This is a genomic window from Pseudoduganella sp. R-43, from assembly GCF_049913255.1.
Lineage (GTDB): Bacteria > Pseudomonadota > Gammaproteobacteria > Burkholderiales > Burkholderiaceae_D > Rugamonas.
The window spans coordinates 1-21456 of the sequence record NZ_CP183988.1; the positions used below are offsets into that span (position 1 = coordinate 1).

12 protein-coding genes and 1 pseudogene are annotated in these 21456 nt (G+C 55.3%); 5 read left to right on the plus strand and 8 right to left on the minus strand.

Annotation, left to right across the window (positions count from 1 at the left end):
• From dnaA to ACN9M3_RS00025, 5 genes and pseudogenes are all read left to right on the plus strand, one after another.
• Positions 1-1392 carry a chromosomal replication initiator protein DnaA gene (dnaA, locus tag ACN9M3_RS00005; protein ID WP_426319736.1) on the plus strand — a complete coding sequence of 464 codons (1392 nt, stop codon included), beginning with the start codon at positions 1-3 and terminating at the stop codon, positions 1390-1392.
• Between the two features lie 180 nt (positions 1393-1572).
• A complete protein-coding gene (dnaN, locus tag ACN9M3_RS00010; protein WP_426166308.1) occupies positions 1573-2679 on the plus strand; it encodes a DNA polymerase III subunit beta in 1107 nt (368 codons plus the stop codon).
• 155 nt (positions 2680-2834) lie between these two features.
• On the plus strand, positions 2835-5330 hold the full coding sequence (gyrB, locus tag ACN9M3_RS00015) for a DNA topoisomerase (ATP-hydrolyzing) subunit B (RefSeq protein WP_426319738.1): 2496 nt from the start codon (positions 2835-2837) through the stop codon (positions 5328-5330).
• Between the two features lie 38 nt (positions 5331-5368).
• Entirely contained in the window at positions 5369-6196 is an 828-nt protein-coding gene (locus ACN9M3_RS00020; RefSeq protein ID WP_426319740.1) for a hypothetical protein, read from the plus strand.
• Between the two features lie 452 nt (positions 6197-6648).
• Positions 6649-6879, plus strand: a pseudogene (locus tag ACN9M3_RS00025) (integrase core domain-containing protein); the annotation flags it as partial.
• 61 nt (positions 6880-6940) lie between these two features.
• Here ACN9M3_RS00025 and ACN9M3_RS00030 read toward each other — a convergent pair.
• The 8 genes from ACN9M3_RS00030 to ACN9M3_RS00065 form a co-directional block, all read right to left on the minus strand.
• The gene (locus tag ACN9M3_RS00030) at positions 6941-9694 is read right to left on the minus strand and encodes a DEAD/DEAH box helicase family protein (RefSeq protein WP_426319742.1); all 2754 of its coding nucleotides are present in this window, start codon (positions 9692-9694) and stop codon (positions 6941-6943) included.
• Positions 9694-11388, minus strand: a complete 1695-nt coding sequence (locus tag ACN9M3_RS00035) for a site-specific DNA-methyltransferase (RefSeq protein ID WP_426319744.1) — start codon at positions 11386-11388, stop codon at positions 9694-9696. The genes ACN9M3_RS00030 and ACN9M3_RS00035 overlap by 1 nt, the downstream gene beginning before the upstream one ends.
• The gene (locus ACN9M3_RS00040) at positions 11389-12138 is read right to left on the minus strand and encodes a hypothetical protein (protein ID WP_426319746.1); all 750 of its coding nucleotides are present in this window, start codon (positions 12136-12138) and stop codon (positions 11389-11391) included.
• Positions 12139-12145: 7 nt separating this feature from the next.
• On the minus strand, positions 12146-13966 hold the full coding sequence (locus ACN9M3_RS00045; RefSeq protein ID WP_426319748.1) for an AIPR family protein: 1821 nt from the start codon (positions 13964-13966) through the stop codon (positions 12146-12148).
• On the minus strand, positions 13938-17021 hold the full coding sequence (locus ACN9M3_RS00050) for a TrlF family AAA-like ATPase (RefSeq protein WP_426323890.1): 3084 nt from the start codon (positions 17019-17021) through the stop codon (positions 13938-13940). Before ACN9M3_RS00050 ends, ACN9M3_RS00045 begins: the two co-directional genes overlap by 29 nt.
• On the minus strand, positions 17021-19891 hold the full coding sequence (locus tag ACN9M3_RS00055) for an SNF2-related protein (RefSeq protein WP_426319750.1): 2871 nt from the start codon (positions 19889-19891) through the stop codon (positions 17021-17023). The genes ACN9M3_RS00050 and ACN9M3_RS00055 overlap by 1 nt, the downstream gene beginning before the upstream one ends.
• Positions 19892-19953: 62 nt before the next feature.
• Positions 19954-20151 carry a methylation-associated defense system helix-turn-helix domain-containing protein MAD1 gene (mads1, locus tag ACN9M3_RS00060; protein WP_426319752.1) on the minus strand — a complete coding sequence of 66 codons (198 nt, stop codon included), beginning with the start codon at positions 20149-20151 and terminating at the stop codon, positions 19954-19956.
• A gap of 194 nt (positions 20152-20345) precedes the next feature.
• Positions 20346-21290 carry a type VI secretion system Vgr family protein gene (locus ACN9M3_RS00065; RefSeq protein ID WP_426319754.1) on the minus strand — a complete coding sequence of 315 codons (945 nt, stop codon included), beginning with the start codon at positions 21288-21290 and terminating at the stop codon, positions 20346-20348.
• Positions 21291-21456 lie beyond the last annotated feature (166 nt).

Below are 21456 nucleotides of genomic sequence, written 5' to 3' on the forward strand. Positions count from 1 at the left end.
ATGGATAATTTCTGGCAGTCCTGTTCCCAGCAACTGGAACTTGAGCTGACGCCGCAACAATTCAGTGCCTGGATTAAGCCGCTTGTGCCCCTCGATTTCGAGAACAACAAGCTGCGTGTTGCTGCGCCAAACCGGTTCAAGCTGGATTGGGTAAAGACCCAATTCGCGAGCCGCATCACGGCCCTGGCCTGCCAGTACTGGGAAACCGTCATCGAGGTGCAGTTCGTCCTCGACCCGCGCACCCACGCCCCGAAAAAGCCTGCCGCACCGGCCGTGGTCTCCGGCCCGCTGAGTGACATGCGCCCGGAAAGCCCGGCCGCCGCCGCCGCGCCGACCGCCGCCGCCGAATACCAGAACCCGAAAACCCGCGAAAACAGCCGCATCAACCCGGACCTGACCTTCGAATCCTTCGTGACCGGCAAGGCCAACCAGCTGGCGCGCGCCGCCGCGATCCAGGTAGCGAACAACCCTGGCGTGTCGTACAACCCGCTGTTCTTCTACGGCGGCGTAGGCCTGGGCAAGACCCACTTGATCCACGCGATCGGCAACCAGGTAATGGCCGACCAGCCAGGCGCCCGCATCCGCTACATCCACGCAGAACAGTATGTTCGCGACGTAGTGACCGCTTACCAACGCAAGGGTTTCGACGACTTCAAGCACTACTACCACTCGCTGGACATGCTGCTGATCGACGATATTCAATTCTTCGGCGGGAAGTCCCGCACGCAGGAAGAATTCTTCTATGCGTTTGAAGCGCTGATCGCGGCCAAGAAGCAGATCATCATCACCTCGGACACGTATCCGAAAGAGATCACCGGCATGGACGACCGCCTGATCTCGCGCTTCGACTCCGGCCTGACGGTGGCGATCGAGCCGCCGGAACTGGAAATGCGCGTCGCGATCCTGCTGAAGAAAGCCAAGTCCGAAGGCGTGACCTTGAACGACGACGTCGCCTTCTTCGTGGCCAAGCACCTGCGCTCCAACGTGCGCGAGCTGGAAGGCGCGCTGCGCAAGATCCTGGCTTACTCCCGCTTCCACGGCAAGGATATTTCGATCGACATCGTGAAAGAGGCGCTGAAGGACCTGCTGTCTGTGCAAAACCGCCAGATTTCTGTGGAAAACATCCAGAAAACGGTGGCGGACTTCTTCAACATCAAGGTAGCGGACATGTATTCCAAACGCCGCCCAGCCAACATCGCCCGCCCGCGCCAGATCGCCATGTACCTGGCCAAGGAGCTGACCCAGAAATCGCTGCCGGAAATCGGCGAACTGTTTGGAGGACGCGACCACACCACCGTGCTGCATGCCGTGCGCAAGATTGCGATGGACAGGACCAAGAACCCGGAGTGCAATCACGAGTTGCATGTGCTGGAGCAGACGCTGAAAGGCTAAAACCGGTAAAGCGGCGGGAACTGGCCCTAGGTCCAGCTCCCGTCCCTCACTGCAAATCACGCGACCGTCGCGTATCAGTGTCTGACCCTGCGGGTCAGACACTGGGTTACCGGTTTCAGACTGCTATACTGTCGAGTTAACAAAAGAACCAACGTACCAACCCATTAACTGAGGATATTTATGCAACTGGTCAAAACCACCCGAGACACGCTTCTCCGGCCACTGCAGATTGTGAGCGGTATTGTCGAGCGTCGGCACACTATGCCGATTCTGGCCAATATCCTCATCCGCAAGGAAGGCGAAAGCGTCTCGTTCCTTTCCACCGACACCGAAGTCCAGATCACGACCCACGCAGACATCGGCTCGGGTGCCGACGTTACCGGCACCACGGTCGCCGCGCGTAAGCTGCTGGACATCCTGCGCGCCCTGCCGGAAGCCGGCGACGTAACCATGACCCTGCTGAACAAGCGCCTGACCGTCCAAAGCGGCAAATCGCGCTTCGCCCTGCAGACCCTGGCCGCCGAAGAATTCCCGACCGTGCAGCAAGCCGAAAGCTTCACCGCCAGCTTCCAGCTGCCGCAAAAGACCCTGAAGCACCTGTTCAACATGGTGCACTTCTCGATGGCGCAGCAGGACATCCGGTACTACCTGAACGGCCTGCTGCTGGTATTGGACGGCAACAAGGTGATCGCCGTAGCGACCGACGGCCACCGCCTGGCCTTCTGCCAGGTAGAGACCGACCAGAACTTCGCCCGCGAAGAAGTGATCATCCCACGCAAGACCATCATCGAACTGCAACGCCTGCTGGAAGAAACCGACGAACCAGTCTCGCTGGACATCGCCGCAAGCCAGGTCAAGCTGACCTTCGCCGACATCGAGCTGATCTCCAAGCTGGTGGAAGGCAAGTTCCCTGACTACACCCGCGTGATCCCGAAGGGCTATACCAACAACTTCACCATTGGCCGCGAAGAGCTGCTGCGCTCCCTGCAGCGCGCCGCGATCATGACCAGCGATAAGTTCAAGGGCGTGCGCTGCATCATCACCCCAGGCTCGCTGAAGATCTCGTCCACCAACGCGGACCAGGAAGAAGCGGTTGAAGAACTGGAAATCGACTACGGCGGCGACAGCGTGGACATCGGCTTCAACGTGACCTACCTGCTGGACGTGCTGAATAACCTGAAGTGCGACCAGGTGAACGTGGCGCTGGGCGATAGCAACTCGTCCGCGCTCATCTCGATTCCTGAGAACGCAGACTTCAAATACGTTGTAATGCCGATGCGCATTTAAAACCGGTAAAGCGGTGTCTGACCCGCAGGGTCAGACACCGGTCTGCCGGAGCCGCTGGCCGTAGAACAGATGGTGTCAGACCCTACGGGTCTGACACCGGTTTACCGGTTTAAAAAAGAGCAGAAAAAGAAATTCGTTAAGAGAGAAAGCAGTCCATGTCCGAAAGCCACAACGAACAACCAAAGGCCAAAGCAGAAGAATACGGCGCCTCCTCGATCCAGATCCTGGAAGGCCTGGAAGCAGTCCGCAAGCGTCCCGGCATGTACATCGGCGACACGTCGGATGGCACCGGCCTGCACCACCTGGTATTCGAGGTGCTGGACAACTCGATTGACGAAGCCCTGGCCGGCCACTGCTCCGAGATCCACGTCACCATCCACAGCGACAACTCGATCTCGATCACCGACAACGGCCGCGGCATCCCAGTCGGCCTGAAGATGGACGACAAGCACGAGCCAAAACGCTCCGCAGCCGAAATCGTACTGACCGAGCTGCACGCCGGCGGCAAGTTCGACCAGAACGCCTACAAAGTCTCCGGCGGCCTGCACGGCGTGGGCGTCAGCTGCGTGAACGCACTGTCCAAGCTCCTGCGCGTGACCATCCGCCGCGACGGCAAAGTCCACCAGATGGAATTCGTCAAAGGCGTCGCCCAGAACCGCGAGATCGAAATGATCGACGGCGTGGCGACATCCCCGATCAAAGTGATCGGCGAAACCGACAAGCGCGGCACCGACGTGCACTTCTGGGCCGACGAAGAGATCTTCACCCACGTGGAATTCCACTACGAGATCCTGGCCAAGCGCATCCGCGAACTGAGCTTCCTGAACAACGGCGTCAACATCAAGCTGACCGACCAGCGCACCGGCAAGGAAGAAGTGTTCGCCTTCGAAGGCGGCACCCGCGGCTTCGTTGAATACATCAACAAAGCCAAGACCGTGCTGCACCCGACCGTGTTCCAGGCCACCGGCGAACGCCAGTCCGACCAGGGCACCACGATCTCGGTCGACGTCTCCATGCAATGGAACGACGCCTTCAACGAACAGGTACTCTGCTTCACCAACAACATTCCGCAGCGCGACGGCGGCACCCACCTGACCGGCCTGCGCGCGGCAATGACCCGCGTGATCAACAAGTACATCGACGAAAACGACTTCGCCAAGAAAGCCAAGGTCGAAATCAGCGGCGACGACATGCGCGAAGGCCTGACCTGCGTGCTGTCCGTCAAAGTACCGGAGCCAAAATTCTCCAGCCAGACCAAGGACAAGCTGGTCTCCTCCGAAGTACGCGGCCCAGTGGAAGAAATCGTCGCCAAGACGCTGACCGACTTCCTGATGGAAAAGCCGAACGACGCCAAGATCATCTGCGGCAAGATCGTGGAAGCAGCACGCGCCCGTGAAGCAGCCCGCAAGGCTCGCGACCTGACCCGCCGTAAAGGCATCATGGACGGCCTGGGCCTGAGCGCCAAGCTGGCCGACTGCCAGGAAAAAGACCCAGCCCTGTCTGAACTGTACATCGTCGAGGGTGACTCCGCAGGCGGCTCCGCCAAGCAGGGCCGCGACCGTAAGTTCCAGGCCATCCTGCCGCTGCGAGGCAAGGTGCTGAACGTGGAGAAGGCGCGCTTCGAAAAGATGCTGTCGTCCGAGCAGATCACCACCCTGATCGCCACCCTGGGCACCAGCATCGGCGCCGACGAATTCAATATCGAAAAGCTGCGCTACCACCGCATCATCATCATGACCGACGCGGACGTCGACGGCGCCCACATCCGCACTCTGCTGCTGACGCTGTTCTACCGCCAGATGCCGCAGCTGGTGGAACGTGGCCACATCTACATCGCCCAGCCGCCGCTGTACAAGGTGAAGGCCGGCCGCGATGAGCGCTACCTGAAGGACGACCTGGAAGAAGCCGGCTACATGATGAACGTAGCGCTGAACACCGCCGCCCTGACCCCGCGCGAAGGCGCAGACCTGATCCAGGGCGAAGCGCTGGGCGAACTGGCCCGCACGTACAACATGGCCAACGCCATCATGACCCGCCTGACCCGCGTGATCGACCGCGCCGCGCTGACCGCCATCATGACCGGCGTAGCGCTGGACCTGGGCACCATCGAGTCCGCACAGAACTCCGCCGAAGCGCTGATGGCCAACATCGACGACAGCGCAGTAAAAGTCGTGGTGACCACCGACGAAATGACCGACAAGCACACCCTGCGCATCGAACGCCTGCACCACGGTAACGTGAAGGTCTCCTCGATCGACGCCGACTTCGTGCAAGGCGCCGACTACAAAGTGCTGGCCGACGCCGCCGCCACCTTCACCGGCCTGATCGGCGAAGGCGCCGTGATCCGCCGCGGCGAAGGCGAGCGCACCAAGGAAAGCGCCGTGGTCGACTTCCACCACGCCATGCAGTGGCTGCGCGACGAAGCGGAACGCACCGTTTCCAAGCAGCGCTACAAAGGTCTGGGCGAGATGAATCCAGAGCAGCTGTGGGAAACCACCATGGACCCAACCGTCCGCCGCCTGCTGAAGGTGCAGATCGAAGATGCGATTGCCGCTGACCAGATCTTCACTACGCTGATGGGGGATGATGTGGAACCGCGACGGAACTTCATTGAGACCAACGCACTGCGCGCAGGTAACATTGACGTTTAAACGGTACGACTAATTCAACTTCGAAAAGCCTCGGCTGTATGCTGAGGCTTTTTTTCATTTTAGATATGGCCAAATCGCAAAAATCCTCTTCGCAAGGTACCTTACAAATAGTTCCTGCCACCTCTGCTGCCCCTCTCATCACTCCAAAAGCTAACTTTGGCGGCCCGTCGGTTTGGCTTTCTGGCATTACCTTGCTGCTGACTGTTGTGACAGTGATGCTGTATGCCGCAGGTAAGGCTTATCGTGCTGCGCACTTAAACGAATTTGGTGGATCGGACTGGATGGTACCCTGGTCATCTCAAGAATTAATTTACCTCGGCGCGACCTGTCAATTGTCGAAACTGCTCTTTGTACTCCCCGCACTCCTCGTTTTTTGTCTCGCATCGATGTTGTGTGTCCTTCTGTTATTAGTCGGAAAGCGATTCGCCAAGAGATTCGTTAAGGATCGCAAAGGCAAGCCCAATCGAGCTCCTTCCAATGACACAGCACCGTCAAATAGCTTTGACGATATAGTCGAATTTCTGAGCTTACTTTCACATGTAAGCGCTATATCTGCGCTTATCGTCGTCATGTGTACAGTGTATGTAAGTCTGGCCGAAAAGAAGGGAACGCAGGACGCGAGAGAAACGATAGAAAATATCCTGACAAATTCTAGCCCCAACAGAACTAAGCACCTTCTTTACTATACTGAAATCACTAGGAAAATTCAGTCCGAAACCATAACCGAACGTGGATATGCAGTCACTTGCAATGAAAAGGCATGCCTACTCTATATGGCTCCAATAGAGCGCGGCGACTCACCGACACTGAAATTCGTCCCCTTAGACAACATAACAAATTGCGTGACTTCTTCGAAAGCCTTCTGAAAAAGAATTGATCTGAGACGAACATCAACGACAGCGCCGTGAAGGTGCGCGTGGCTACTGACGAACGAACTAATCGACAAGCACACTCTGGTAATCGAGCGTATGCTCCACGGTAACGTGAAGATTTCCTCGAACGACGCCGACTTCGTGCAAGGCGTCGACTACCACGCTCCATCGACAAGTGCAGGATTCGAACAATATTGTTTTCACAACCATGTGTTGAAGCGGATGAGGGAGCGCAAGATAATCAAGTAAAGTGGACCCATCAGTTGTAGTAGTTCAGATCTGATCGTACAGTAAGGCCTTGCCAAGGGTGGGGTTACCCGGTTTGATAGAGGTGCGAATCTTTATTAAACCAGCATGAAAACGCAAGGAGTAACCCCATGCGTAGTTTTCCTCAGAACGTCATTAAACACAAGGTCGGCCTGCTAAATTTGGCGACCGAGCTTGGCGAGCGCTTCCACAAGACAGTGCTGAACGAGTTTTACCAGGTGAACTTCCGTAAGAAGATCTACCGCAGCATCGCAGAACTGCAGGAAGACCTGGACGACTGGGTCTATCGCTACAACTACGAGCGCACGCACCAAGGGAAGATGTGCTGCGGACGCACGCCAATTCAAACACTAATTGACGGAAAGGAGGCGTGGCGCGATAAAATCAGCGCATTGAACGACGGAATTTGACCTGACAGAACCGACGTCAAACCGGGGCACTGTCAGATCGGATCGCGACCACTACAGATTATCAGTGGGCTGCTGTCCCGTCCTTGAAGTGCATCTCAAATTGCAAGAAGTCGCTAAGTCGTTTTGACTCAACAATGCTATCGTGCGGTACCAGGAGGTAGTGCCAAGCCTTGCCATTTACTGATGCCGCATGGTCTGACGCATGCGTGCACCAACGCGCTGCGGCGGCGGCTTTTGCCTGCACCTCTTGCGTGTCGATATCGGCCCGAGCCTTAGTCTCGACCATGAAGATTACAGCGTCAGCCTCTGCAACGAAGTCGGGGATGTACTCCGGCTGCTCACTGCCCAGTTTGTAGTAAATCTGAAACTGTCCCTTGGCGGGCTTGAACCACTTTAAGGCATCGCGTTCCAGGATGACCGCGAAGCGGCGTTCGGTGTCTGAGTCGAACTTCTGTAGTGGGTATAGGCAGCGGGAAAATCCACCAAACAGCATCTGCTTGATCTTGCCCAGCTCTGTCACGGTTTCACGATAGTGGTGCGCTATTTGCCCTGCCACCGCCGTGTAGTTGCATGGTTTGAGTTCAGTGAAGCCTCGGCTGACCTGTACCTCGTACTCGGTGGCCTCTTCCCAGAAGTGGGCCATCATTTCGGCCCGGATCAGACGGGCTAGTTCCGCGCCATAAGTGTCGAACACTTCGTGCAGCTCGTTCTCGGAATAGTTCTGTGCCTTGTAATGGGCAACCGCTTGACTTGCAAGGTCATAGAGCAACTCTGCCTGCGTAAAGTAGTCAATGTCGTCAAAGTCGATCAACTTCTTGACGATGTAGTCCTCGAAGCGCTGCTCCCTGATGCCAGCTTCCCGGCTCATAGTGAACTGATGATTCGTACGCAGCTCCTGACCCACGATCTCACGTTGACCTGGCTGGAAGTTTGGCAGCGAACCCAACTTAAACTGGTGGAACCCCGTGGTGACGTCACCAGCGGGCACCACTGCAATTCGAGGAATGTCGATGGTTTGCTGGACCACGATCTCAGTGGTCTTGGACACCACTGCCGACAAATCAAGCGCAGGTAATCCATCATCTGAGCCAGCCAGCAAATCACCTTGGGCAGGCTTCAAGCGCTCGGTCACCTCAGTCAGGATGGCCAATTGCACCTTCGGGGTAAGCAGCGCGTTGCTGGTCGGTACAAGGTCACGCTGGACCTCGTACTTGCCAATCACATCCATCACAACGCGCGCAACTTGACGCTCACGCGCTGTGGTGAATATAGGCGCAAGTGCAGTGGCTGGCGCGACTCCAGCGCTGGCTGGATGGGTGGCAATAGTCGGCGCTTCGGAGAGCCCGAGGAGTGCCATCGCCCCGGAGCCAACTTGCACGCTCACCTTCTTGTCGTCGGCGCTCGGGGCCTCAAGAATTACTTGCGTCAGTCGTATCGGCGAATCGCCCCGGTTAGCCTCGTCGATGATTTCTTGAAACTTATCGTGCGCCACGATGTTCAGGCGGTCCACCGCGGCCACCCCGGTGCGTTTGCCATAGGGCAAGCGCAGGCCACGACCGATAGACTGCTCGATCAGCGTTCGCGCGTTGGCTGCGCGTAAGGGCACGATAGTGTAGAGGTTGGTCACATCCCAGCCCTCTTTGAGCATATTGACGTGGATAACGATCTCGGTGGGTTCATCCACGCTTTCCACCGCGAGAAGCTTTGTGATCATCTCCTCTTCTTCGGCGCCGGTGCGGCTGGAATCCACTTGGATCACTTTGTCCGCGTAGCGCCCTTCGTAGAAGGACGACGACTCAATCAGCATCTTCAACTGCGACGCGTGAGTGGTATCCCGCGCAATCACGAGCATGAAGGGCTTAACCACCTTCACTCCATTTTCTCGGGCGTAGGTTAGAAGCTCAACCTTAGTCGTCTCGTGTAAGCGGACACCATCTTCAAGCTTGATTTTTTCGATCTCCTCGGGCGAATGAGCCCGGGCGTCGAAGTTGCGCTGGGTAACGGCAGCAGGTTCTTTGACGAAGCCGTCCTCCATCGCCCGCGCTAAAGGGTAGTCCATCACGACGTTCTTGAAGGGCACTGGGCCGCGCGTCGACTCGACGAAGGGGGTGGCTGATACCTCAAGGCCGAATAGTGGCTTCAGCTCATTGACGGACCGCACTCCGGCACTTGCGCGATAGCGGTGCGACTCGTCCATCATCAAGACAAGATCGGGTAGATTTGCCAGATGATTGAAGTAGCTGTCTCCTAGCACCTCCTTCATCCGTTTGATGCGTGGCTCTTTTCCGCCACGGACCTCCGAGTTGATCTTGGAGATGTTGAAAATGTTGATACGCACGTCGTGGGCGAAGCCCATTACTTGGTCGTCTACCGCTGCGCCAGTCTGGTCATAGTTGTCACCCGTAATGATTAGTGGCGGCTGCTGTGCAAACTCTGAAATGCCCTTGAACACATACTTCGGCGTGTTGCGTGTGAAATCTGTGATCAGCTTGTTGTAAATCGTCAGGTTGGGCGCGAGCACGAAGAAGTTATTGATGCCGTGGGCCAGATGCAGATAAGCGATAAAGGCACCCATCAGGCGCGTTTTTCCAACGCCCGTGGCAAGAGCAAAGCATAGCGAAGGGAACTCACGCTCGAACTCCTCTAATGTGCTGAACTCGGCTCTCAGGGTGGACAGGATGATAGAGACATCGCGCTCGTGCACTAACAGTTCGGGAGCGGCATCGAGCGCATTAGCCAGCTTGACGAGAGACTCGGCCTGGGGGGAGCGCAGAGACAGGCGAGCGGTGACTGCATGAAGGACGCGGGTATCCATTATTCGTTCTCCCCAAACAGGCCGCCCTGTCCCGCGTTGACGAGGGCTATTTTCTTACTCTTGGTTTTTTTGACGTTTTCGCTATCGGCCGCAGGCGGTGTTTCCTCAATTTGTGCCATCGGCAGGTTGGCTACGTTGAGGCTGTAGTCGTCGTGGCCCCATTCGCAGCGGGCCAACACCATCTTCGGAATTTTCTTCAACGTCAGACTCGGCCAGCGTTCAGCAGCCTTTGCTGCCGTCACACCGCGAAAGGCCGAACAACAAACCAGCAGGCTATATTCTGGACCTACTTCATCAGACAGGGCCTGCAACTGCTCGGCGGACAGAGTCTGAGTTGTGACATAGATGAAGTCACGTTCGCTGGAATAGCCATGCTGCCACCAGTGCGTCTCCGACGGCGCGTAGGTGAAACCTTCCAGCTTTGCCAGTGCCTCGGCCAGTTGAGCGGCGTTGTACTCTGGGTTGACGACCGGATTACCCCAGCAGTCGTTGATAATCAGAGTGGGTGCCAGACGGTAGTAACGGAAACCGCCGCCCCCCTCCCAGCTGACGGCTTCAGTAATACCGCCTTTGTCCTCTCCATCAATCACTTTCTTCAGCCGCGGGATGACATGCGTATGGCAATGCTCGCCCAGTTCAACCATGATCCAGCGACGGCCCATCTTTTGCGCGACCGCACCGGTAGTGCCAGAGCCTGCGAATGAGTCGAGCACGAGATCGCCGGGTCGGGTGGCTAGGGTAAGGACGCGCTCAAGCAATCTTTCCGGTTTCGGAGTGTCGAATAGATTTCCTCCAAACAGAGCGCGCATCTCTTTCTTTGATTCGTCATTGTGCCCAACCTCGTCATACGTCCAGATGGTCGTGCTCGGGATGGTATCGGTTACCTCTGAGAGAAATCTCTTGTATGCAGGGCGGGCGTCGCCGTCTACTCCGAACCAAATGCGATTGTCGGAGATTAGTTCCGCGAATTTTTCTTTCGTATAACGCCAACTTGTTCCGGGAGGCGGATAAACTTCCCGACCAGATGGCAATTTGACTGGAAAGATTGCGTAGTCTCTGGCTTCGTTTCGTAAAACGTCACTTGCCTTCCATGGGCCTCTCGGATCGTTGTCGCGATTGGTATATCTGCCGGTTTGCTTCTCAGTTTTTGCGAGACGACCGAGATTAAACTTGGTCAAATCTTTTGCAATGACCAAGACAAAGTCGTGCGAAGTGGAAAAGTACTTCGAATCAGATTTAGGGGCGTATTTTTTTTGCCATATGACTGTTGAGACAAAGTTTCCGCGCCCGAATATTTCGTCGCATAGTACTTTTAGGTAATGACCTTCATTGTCGTCAATTGTGATCCAAAGTGAGCCGTCATCGGAAAGAAGTTTTTTGATAATCTCAAGGCGATCCCGCATCAAGCCCAACCAAATCGAATGCTCTAAACCGTCCTCGTAATGAGTAAACGCACTACCGGTGTTGTATGGCGGATCGATAAAGACACATTTAACTTGTCCTGAGAACTCTTGCTCTAGAGCTTTGAGTGCGAGAAGGTTGTCGCCAAAAATCAGACGATTGTCAAAAATATCGGCACTGGTGAAACGCTTGGTTGCGTGATACGACTTGCTTTGATCCTCAAGAAGAATCCTTGGCTCAAGCTTTGGCTTCCGTTCTTTGCCGATCCATGTAAGTTCGAGTTTTTTATTCATTTACGCACCTGAAGTGTTACGACCGACAACTGCATGCATCATTTGGATGCAGTCATGGGCCTGGCATACTGGATATATTGCGCGGTATGACGCGCCGTCCTGATCTGTTCTGTCAACACCCTTGGACTCTAGGATTCGTCTGCTTGCGCCGCCGACGACATAGCCAGTAACAGAGCCGGCCTTTAGCTGATCTTCAAATGTTTTTATATTCAGACTGCTCTCGTTCGGAACGTCTTGCGGGCGGAGGTAATAAACCACCTGGAAATACCAGTCCCTTGGGGGCTCGACAGGTTTGTTTGCCGAGGTGTACCAGCCGTAAACGGAAAGTTTTTCGACAATTTTTGAAACCGGGGCAAGTTTATAGCAGAATGACGACCTAACCTCAATGGTTTGCGTCGCTTGTGTTCTCAGATTTGTCAGCTCCAAATCGTAAGGATCTGGATTCTCAAAATTGTCGGCTCTATTCTTGTCATATTCACTGACGTCATATACGTTGGTCATACCCCAATGACTTATGCATTGGGAAATCATCGTTAGCACTGCTGAATCGGCGAGCTTTCCTGCAATTATTCGATTCTTGATAACCTCGGGCGATCTGCGAATGCCGCCAGGGTTATGAGCGTTGATAAATTGGACCTTAGCGTCAGCAACGGCGATAGCAGAATCTATGTCATTCTGATCAAAGTTGACCTCCACAACAGAATGATTGACCACTCCAGAGCAAGGCCATTTAGTTGATTGTATTTTCATTTTGCTTTTACAGTTGTGGTGCGCGTTGCGACAAATAGTCGAGTAGGCGCTTGCGCGGGTAGGCGTCCGCCGCATTTTGAACATTGCGTAGTGGTGCTATCGCCGGATCGCCGGCCAGCTCGAAATGTGTTTCCATCAGGTCGGCCAGAAAGGCTGCGACGTTACCTTGGTTGCGGAAATAGGCCAGTGGCCCCTCCAGAAGGAGCCGTTGCCGCCCGAGGTCGAAAGCCTGCTGCCGCAGTTGATCAAGAGGTAGGCTGATAAGTGCAGGAATTGTCGTCGGATCGATGACAGCCGCTGCGCCAATTTTGTTACGCAGGCGCTTCAACATTACCGCTGCGATGGCGTGAACTCCGTGCCGATAAATCAGGCGCTCCTGGCTGCGTGCCGCCGCGTTCTGCTCATACCCGATTACGAGAGTGCGAATCGCGCGGAGGCATGCCACGGCGTTGATTAGAGTGACTCCCCTAAGAACAGTAGTGAACAGGGCCTGGTACTCAGCAGAATCGGGATCGGCGAGGCGCGCGGGTTCGCTCCTGAGCCAGACTGCGTAGCGTGGGTCGTTCTGCTGCAATGCCAGTGCACGCAACGCTTCGTCGAGCGTGACGGCATCACTACCATTTGTCATGGCCTCTGGGCGATAATGGTAGTCAAAGCCAAGGTGGGCGATCTCCTGCCGTAAGCGCTCCTGATTTTCGTCCAGAGAGGCAAAGTTGGCGGTCTGTACGGGGTTTTGGTGATTGCGAGCCTTGGTTATGGTCTTCCCAAACTGACCATCTGCCGATGCATTGATCAAGGTGAGCATCACCTTGGCATCATCAATGCACTTGTCAGGGTACTGACGTACGAATTCTGCAGCCGACGCGACAGTCTGCGCGCCGTTGATAATGGACAGACCGCGAACCTTAAATTTTTTGACGCCGTTCTTGTTGGCCTTGGGCTCAATCAGGTCACAGACTGCAGTGACACCGTTATTGAGGTAGAAGAAATCGACTGGGGCATCGTGCAGAGTGCTCTTGATGGCCTTGTTGACATCGGATTTGCTGCTGCCAAGGAAGTAGCGGATGTTGCGTTCGTATAGGGCCTTACCATGTGTCTGGTGAAGCGCCACCAAGTCTGCCAAGCGTGCGACGCCGTAATAGGTGGCTCGTGGGCTTTCGATTTTCGCGTATTTCTGCAATGAGATATCAGAGTGCACGGGCTGATATGCCTGCTCCGCCAGCAGGTCGCGGACTATCTCTGTCGCCGCGTAGTATTCGACATGCTTGTCCAGCCGCTCTTCATCGAGGTCGTCATCGTCGAGCAGCGCCTGCAAAGCTTCACTAGCGGCTTTTGAAATTCCATCACCGGTGTATGGCACAACTAGCTTGATGTGGCTACACGCATCGAGCGCGCCCTCAATATCGGCCCTCCGACTTTGGACGTTTTCGTTGAATGCGGTGAAGTCCTGTTTGAGCAACAGGCGAATACCCTCACAGAACGGCAATGCATCCTCTTGCTTGAACTGTTCGGACTCCTTCAACTTAGTTTGCAGTAGGTACAACGTCTCTGTCTGCGCGTGATAGTGGATCGCGTCGATACCTTTGTCGTTGAAATCGTCCACAACCGAGGCGGCCGCCGCCTGTGGCGTGATGTCAAGCAGCTTGTGGAGGACGAAGGCACTGAAAGCACGCGAAAGCTGCTTTGCCGCTTGATCTGCGGGATTTGCGTTGCCGAGCAATGGTGGAAGGAAAGGCACAAAGCGAGTGGAGAGTGCTCTCTTGAGGATGGTCAAGTACTGAGGATCGAGCGCTGCCATTTCAGTGATACTTCCCGTTTCGGTTTTCAAATGCGGGCTTCGTACCTTCTAGTACGGTCACGACGACTTCGTTCAGCCCAGTATTCTCGATGGCGCCCGATTCGTAGCGGATGGTGGAGTCATCCCCCCGGTCGAACGTCGCATGGATAATTTGTTCTGCGTCGCACACAACCGCCAAGTTGGGGTTGTGTGTGACCATGATGATCTGCCGCTGCTTCTTGGCTTCGGCGAGAACGGGAACTAACAAACGGAACACCGTCTCGTTGTCGAGGTTTTCCTCCGGCTGATCGAGGATGATAGGGGTCTTCCCCTTGTCCACCAACAGGTAAAAGATCAGCAAAAGCGCCCCACGCTGACCAGGGGACAACTGTTCGATCTGAGTATCCAGGAAGAGTAGCGAGTAACGAGGCTCAAGGAAGTTCAAGCCGAAGATGAGGTCGTAGACAGCCGCTGCCGACTGCCCCTTCTTTAGCAAGCTGAAAATCCCCGCCTCCGAACCCGAGGCTTTTGCCGCTTCCAAGACTTTCTCCTGCAAGGAGGTAATAAAGTCTATCGCTCCATTTTTTGCGTTCAAGTCATGTCCATCGAACAGTCTTCTGATGGTTGAAAGCGCTTCGTCCTGCCCACGAAAGTCGCCAGAGGTCTGCTTTATCAACGCAAACAGTTGGTCGGCAATTGCATCGACGGATGCCGCAAGCGTCGCCTGGAACTGCAACCGGTAGTCTTCGCGTATCAGGACATTCTTCTGAATCAGGTCCTGCACCGGCTTGAACAGTTCTGCGCGCGAACGCCGCTGTGCATCAAGAGTGTCGAAGATCTCCGCCGACAACTGCAAACGGCTCGCTTCCAACTCTTTGAGTTGCTGAGGAAGCTCCTTGATCTGCTCGATCCTGGTTTCCAATCCGACCTTGGTCTCAGGCTCAGTCGTTGAGCCGATAAGTTCGTTGCGCTTTGTGTTCCACTCCGCAAGCTGGCGCAGGTAGGTCTCATACTGCTGCTGCGGTGCGTTCAGCTTCGCCGTGAAACTTTGTTGTGTTGCGATGAATGAAGTTAGGTCTGCCGCCAATTTTTCAGATTCGATCTTTATCTCGCCTTGCTTCGTCGCCAATTCGGTCGCCTTTTCGTCGAGGACGGCCGTCTTGATGTCGATGGCCGCAAGATCGGTCCAAGCGAAGTCAAGAAGCTTGAGATCATCGGTGATGGTTTTTTCGGCTTGATCGAAAGCTCGTTGCAGCAACCTCAGCTGCTCGCGAATATTCCCTATGGCCTTCTGTCGTTTTGCAAGTTCAGTGGTCTCGCCTGTAATTTCTTGGCCGCGCTTCCTGGCAGCTTCCGCCTGTTTACTTGCTGCAGCCAAGCCATCAGCCGATTGCTTCTGCTCAGGGCTCACCTGCTCGGTAGGCGCGGCGACTTCCATGGGTTTCAGCTTGTCGTGCTCCTCGATCTGCTTGCGCTTCAGCAGGAGTAAATCAGTGAGTTTCTTCAGCTCTATAGGCTGAAGCTGCTCCTCGATACGAACGATCGCCGCATTGGCCGAAGTAAGTTCCTTACGGTACTCGCCGAGTCGGTTCCGAAGCGACTGCTCCTGCTGCTCGGTCAGTTGATCGAAGTCGAGCGCACCTAGCCTCATCTCTTCGCTCGCATGTGAGAAGATCACCGACCTTAGCTCCCTTTCGAAAGCATTCGATTTGCCAGACACGTGTTCATTGCAAAGCTCTTCGAAATAGCCTTGTGGGATATAGCGAACAAGTTCTGCCTTCTCTTCAGAAGGCGACTCATGCAATGGCCGAGCCTCGGTACTTTCGTCTCGCCAGGTCAGTGTTCCGGTGAAATGGCGTGCAGGTTCTCCAGTCTTGCCCCAAAAGCGATCCTTCTTCAAAAAGCTGAAGTGTTTGGACTGCTTGGAATTGCCGAGGGTCGCGATAACATCTGCCAAAGCGCTTTTGCCACTTCCTTTGTTCCCGATGATGGCGACAAGATCAGGGTTTAGTGGAATGTCACAGCCGTGCAGCCACTGCCCCACGCCAGCCTTAACTCCCGTTTTGGTAATCTCGATAGACTCAATGTAGAAAGTCTTGTTCGATTCAACTTCTTGGACCTTGGGTGGCTTGTCGCCAATGAATGAGCGTTTTGCTGGCTCAAGAATAGCTTGCTTGAGACCGTAAAACGTCGGGTCGGCCTTGATCCAAGTTTTCTTCCCCGAGGGGAAGTCGCCGTATCCCCGCTTGTTGTTATCACCTGCTATCCCAACGAAGCAGTGGGCATCGCTCCCTGAGACAGCCAGGCGCGGGATATTCTTCAGCCCCGCTTGAAAGTTCTGAAAATACTTGGCATTGCCCTGTGTCTGCTCTCCAACAAATGCATCACGTAGGTCAATGTTCCGTGTTTCGAAGATCGGTGATGTTTGGAAGAGATTCATGGTGTAGGCGTAGTGCTCCTGCCATACGACGTCTGCCAATCCATCGTTAGTGTCAAACGGCATTAAGCCTATTGCGTGATCATTGGGCACCTTACGGATCGCCTCCCGGTATGAGTCAGCGTTGATCTCCGCAATCACAGCACCCGCGAGCAAAGCCTTTTCGTCGGATGCGTCTACCTCGGCCTTCTTGAAACCGTGATGCTTCAGCTTGTCCTCAGGGATCCTCCGAGCGAGTTCCCTCAATGCAGAATCCGAAAGCGGCCTGTCTATCAACTCAATGCGCAAAGCAGATTTGAAATCGAGAAGCACCTGTTCTTCAACATCGTTCGAGAACAACACATGGGCGTTCAGTCGTCCTTTCATCGGAGCGGCGAGTCGTAGCTCAATACCTGGAAGAACAAGCTTTTTTAGGACGGGGGCGTGTTGATCCTTGAGGCGCTTTTGCAGCGCAAGCCAGCCATCGAATGTCCAGTAGTCCATGATTGCGAACACGGCTGGTTCGGCATTGTTCATGGCCTTGATCATCTCATCGACCAGCTTTTTGTTCGTCGCAGAGGATAGGTCGTCATTGAACCTTTCTCCCAACCAATGGAACGATGCTGGCGTATGGATATGCAAGTCCCACTGCCGCCAAATTGCACCTCGTGAAAGGTCTCTTTTTGTCATCATTTCAGTTCCCACTCGATAGTGAACAGTACGCGCTCCTCCACTTGCTGTTGAAGTTGCAATTCCAACTTGCCAATGAGGTCGTTGCGCTGGGCTTCTACTTCATCCTGCCGGGCGAACAACTCGCGCCTCAGTTTGCTACGTTTGCCTTCAAGTTCACGCTGCTTCTTCTGCCAGGACAACTTTTCTTCCAGCGTAGGCGCTGTGGCAGCGGTGCCACGCACCTCCTTGATTTGCCGGTCAATCTCTCTGATTTCCTGCTCAAGGCCTAGCTTCAAGTCGTCGGCCCACGCATCCAGCTTCTGAACTTCCTGCTCGAAGTAGCCGAGGTTACGTTGATTAATCTCACGCAGCAGTGCAATCATTCGTGACTCGACGTCTTTTTCGAGCGCAGCGTTGCTAATGCTGGACAGGTCGATCATTTGGCTGACGGCGGGAAGGCGCAGCAGCTTTCCCGGGTCATCCTCGGCCAGCGGTGTACCATCTGCCGTAGCCGCAGCAACGATCATGTGCTGCTCCATTCGACCCAAGGCTTCGACCGTGACCAACTTCAGCGCGAGTATGCCGGTCTGGCCGCGGTGGACTTTGAGCGTACTGACTTGAGCACCATAAGCTTCGTAGTCGAAGACCAGTTTGGCCTGGCCGAGTTTTCGGTTCTTCGCTTGCGAAGTTACCCATTCGGCCAGCGGATGGCTGAGTCGGTACAAGTGAGCTTCGCCGCTTCGCCGTGGTAATTCGTAGCGACCAAGCTCGATTTCGCTGAGGCCAGTATCAGGCCGGCGCTGGAGTGAGAAGCCGTCGTCGTCGAATGCGGCGCACTGGCCAAGTTCGGCCCTTGTAAGGTCCAAGAGCATGCGCTCGTAGCGACCACGCGCCGCTTTGCTAGCCTCGGCTCGGACACGTAGCTTGTCCTGCACCTCCTCGTCGAAATTCTCAAGAAGGAGCTGCCTGGTTTTGACCATTGCCTCGTTGATCTCATTGGATAGATCGAACTGCAATTGCTCGAAGCTGGACTTGATGGCCTCTGAGTCGCGAGAATTCTGATAAATCTCGGCGATGCGACGCTCGAAGTCCACACCGGAGCCGATGACACCGAGCACTTCGTCGCTGGCACCAAAGACGCCCTCAAAGAGCTTGAACTTCTGCGACAGCAGCTCATAGACACGCTTGTCGGCTTCGTTACTGAGATCGATCAAGTTAACCACGACCACATCAAACTTCTGTCCGTAGCGATGGCAGCGACCGATCCGCTGCTCAATGCGCTGCGGGTTCCACGGCAGGTCGTAATTGATTACAAGGGAACAGAACTGAAGGTTGATCCCTTCCGCGCCAGCTTCGGTGGCGATCATCACCGTGCCGCGCTCCTTGAAATGCTCAACCAACGCAGCGCGGGTATCCGCGGTTTTTGAGCCGGTGATGCGATCCGTTCCTTCATGGCGTTTCAGCCAATCGCGGTAAATCGCTTGTGCACGAGCGTCGCTGTTGGTGCCATTGAACAGCACAATGCCCTCCCCGTAGGAGGTGCCTTCCATAAGGGATAACAGGTAGTCCTGGGTCCGCTTGGACTCGGTAAAGATAATGGCCTTCTTGGCCGCGCCTAACCTTTCTAGTTCCTCGAACGCACGTACTAGCGCGGTAAGAAGCGCATTGCCTTTTGCGTTGTCGCGGATGCTTGTCGCCAAGTCCTTGAACTGGTGCAGTTCCTCGATTTCCTGAGCGATGGCGTTACGTTCGCTCAGCGACGGAGACCCTGCCGTCGGGCCATGCTCGGTCCACTCATCGGCCGTCTCGTCGAGTGACTCATAGTCGTCATCTAGCACGTCAGCAAGATCGGGAACTTCGGCCATCTCGTCCAGCACGCCTTGGAGGCGCTTGGCCATGGTCTCTAGTGCTCCGGCAATGGCATGGGTGCTAGAGGCCAGAAGCTTCCAGAGTACGAGCGAAATCAGTTGTCGCTGCCCATCGGGAAGAGCCTTAAGATTGGGGCGACGTAGATAATCTGCGACAAGTCCCGAGAGTTGCTGCTCTTTGACCGATGGAGTGAACTCTTCTACGATGGCAATACGAGCAGTGTAGGAGACGTATGGCTGCACCTGCTTGCGCAGCGTCCGTTTGCAGACCGGTGCGAGCCGCTCACGTAGCCTGTTGAATGATTGACCACGACCTTGTGCCGTGAACTGCGTGCGAAAGCTGTCGATGTCGCCGAACACCCGGTCATCGATCATGCTGACTAGGCCGTAGAGTTCAAGCAAGGAATTCTGCAAAGGAGTGGCAGTCAGCAGCACCTTGGAATGAACGTGGTGCAGCGCTTCCTTCAGCGTCTTCGCGATGACATTGCTGGTTTTGTAGACATTGCGCAGTCGGTGCGCCTCGTCGAGAACAACCAAATCCCACTCGATGCACCCAATGTCGTCTGCCTTGGTCTTGGCGAACTGGTAAGAGCAGATGATCGGCCCTGACGACACCAGGAAAGGACTCTGTCGTCCTTGCTTGCTCAGAGCATTGTAGCTCTTCGCCTCAAGGATGGTTCCCTGAAGGCCGAATTTGTCCTGTAATTCTTGATGCCACTGCTTGCGCAGATTGGCGGGCACAACAATCAGAACACGGCGACGGCGCTCGGCCCAACGCTGGGAAATTACGAGTCCCGCCTCGATGGTCTTTCCGAGGCCGACCTCATCGGCAAGGATCACTCCTCGCGACAATGGGTTCTTGCAGGCGAAAAGCGCGGCCTCCACCTGATGAGGGTTAAGATCGACCTGAGAATCCACCAGTGTGCCGGCGAGGGAATCCACGCTGTCGCTGGCTGCCCGCCGAGTCAGTAGCCATGCGTAGTACTGGCTCTGGTGCGGTGTCAGTAGCTGCTGAGTCATTGATCGCGTTTCCCCCATGCAACCATGTTGTCGCCTGATTTGCACATCTGTGTTCGAGTACATCAAGCCACCCCTGGCTTCTTGCTGATGCTTTCTGCGATCCAGCGATCCAAGTCGGAGCGCCGGAAGCGCCATGTCCCGCCAAGTTTGAAGGCGGGAATCTCTCCCTTCTGAGCAAGACGGTATACCGTTCGTTTTCCTGCCTTGAGATACATGGCAACTTCATCAAGCGTAAGGATTTCGCCTTCCGTTTCAGTCATGGGGCTCACCTTTAACATTTGCCGCCGTTGATATCCGCTTGCCAAAACTGGCCAATTTTACCGTGTTTGGGTTGGCTCAGCCAAGACGGCGTCCTGAACCACGGGAATGTAGAAAGGCTGGTGACTACTGCGTGGGGTAACAAACTGAAGGGGGATTTCTGGAACATCGGGAAGCGGCTGTCGCTGACTTGCATTCAGGCTTCATCACGAGTGTGAGTGTAAGTCTCACCAACTATGTGGTGGCGAGTGATCAGGTAATCATTCAAAGAAGCCGACATTTCGTTGCCGTTCGCCCCTTGATCGGAGCGGCCCTCGACCTGGGCGCTCATAAAATCAGTACCTTGGGGATTCCTGTAATTCCAGCTGAAGCGCGACACCCGGCCCGGCTGCAGGGCGCGAACAGCGCGCCATGAGGTGATGGTGTCGCGTTCTTCAGTAGCAGCATCGCGGTGGTAGCGTACAACGCCGGCGGCATTGGGCTGCAGCGTGTCAGCGCTGTCGAACAAGACCATCGTATGTGAAGGCCAGTTGGACTTAGCTGCGCGGAAGTACCAGGCAATGCCTCGGCGTTTGAGCAGGCGGCGGATAAAGGCTGCATCAGACTCGTTGTACTGCATGGTGAATTTGCGCTGTGGGTATGCATCGACCTTGAACGAATCATCCATCTCGTAGCGGAAGCAGGTGCCGATGATAGGGTTGGTATGTATCCATTCATCCAGAATAATCTGCACGATCTCCACTTCATTCTTGCAGCGGAACACACGGGTGTTGTTGCGCTTTTCCATGATGGAGAGCGCATCGCGCAGCACAAGCTGGTAGCTGGCCAGGCCACCGTCGCTGTCGCCGGCATGCGCTTCGGTGACAATGCCGCATACGCTGCGCAGATCGCCGCGGTCAGTCACAATATCGACCGCCGCGGGGAGTGCGATGAGCTCCTTGAGCGGGATGAAGGCATCGAGAGAGAGGCAGAGGATGCGGTATTCAACGCTGCCGCAGATGGATTCGCTGCCTTGCACATGCTGGGGTAGCAGCACGTCTTCCAGCATCTGCGTCGGATGCGCCAGGCGCAGTCGCAATGGACGGCTGTCGGTGATCAGGTCCTTGTCTTGCCGGAAGAAGCTGAGCAGGGCGTTGTCCACGTTTGGCTCCGTTCGTCTGGTTGACGCGAGCGCCTATAGTGGCACGCGTGATTTGCACCGGCCTTGATGTTTGGCAAATATGCTCGTCGCACCAGCATTGCCAAATTAGCCACATTGGTAACCGGACTGGTTATAATTTGCAGCCGTATTCCTGCGGCCGCATAAA

Coding starts and splice junctions, on each gene's coding strand:
- ACN9M3_RS00020 (WP_426319740.1), top strand. CDS start 5,369: ATGCTGAGGCTTTTTTTCATTTTAGATATGGCCAAATCGCAAAAATCC.
- ACN9M3_RS00040 (WP_426319746.1), bottom strand. CDS start 12,138: ATGAAAATACAATCAACTAAATGGCCTTGCTCTGGAGTGGTCAATCAT.
- ACN9M3_RS00035 (WP_426319744.1), bottom strand. CDS start 11,388: ATGAATAAAAAACTCGAACTTACATGGATCGGCAAAGAACGGAAGCCA.
- dnaN (WP_426166308.1), top strand. CDS start 1,573: ATGCAACTGGTCAAAACCACCCGAGACACGCTTCTCCGGCCACTGCAG.
- ACN9M3_RS00055 (WP_426319750.1), bottom strand. CDS start 19,891: ATGACTCAGCAGCTACTGACACCGCACCAGAGCCAGTACTACGCATGG.
- dnaA (WP_426319736.1), top strand. CDS start 1: ATGGATAATTTCTGGCAGTCCTGTTCCCAGCAACTGGAACTTGAGCTG.
- ACN9M3_RS00050 (WP_426323890.1), bottom strand. CDS start 17,021: ATGACAAAAAGAGACCTTTCACGAGGTGCAATTTGGCGGCAGTGGGAC.
- mads1 (WP_426319752.1), bottom strand. CDS start 20,151: ATGACTGAAACGGAAGGCGAAATCCTTACGCTTGATGAAGTTGCCATG.
- ACN9M3_RS00030 (WP_426319742.1), bottom strand. CDS start 9,694: ATGGATACCCGCGTCCTTCATGCAGTCACCGCTCGCCTGTCTCTGCGC.
- gyrB (WP_426319738.1), top strand. CDS start 2,835: ATGTCCGAAAGCCACAACGAACAACCAAAGGCCAAAGCAGAAGAATAC.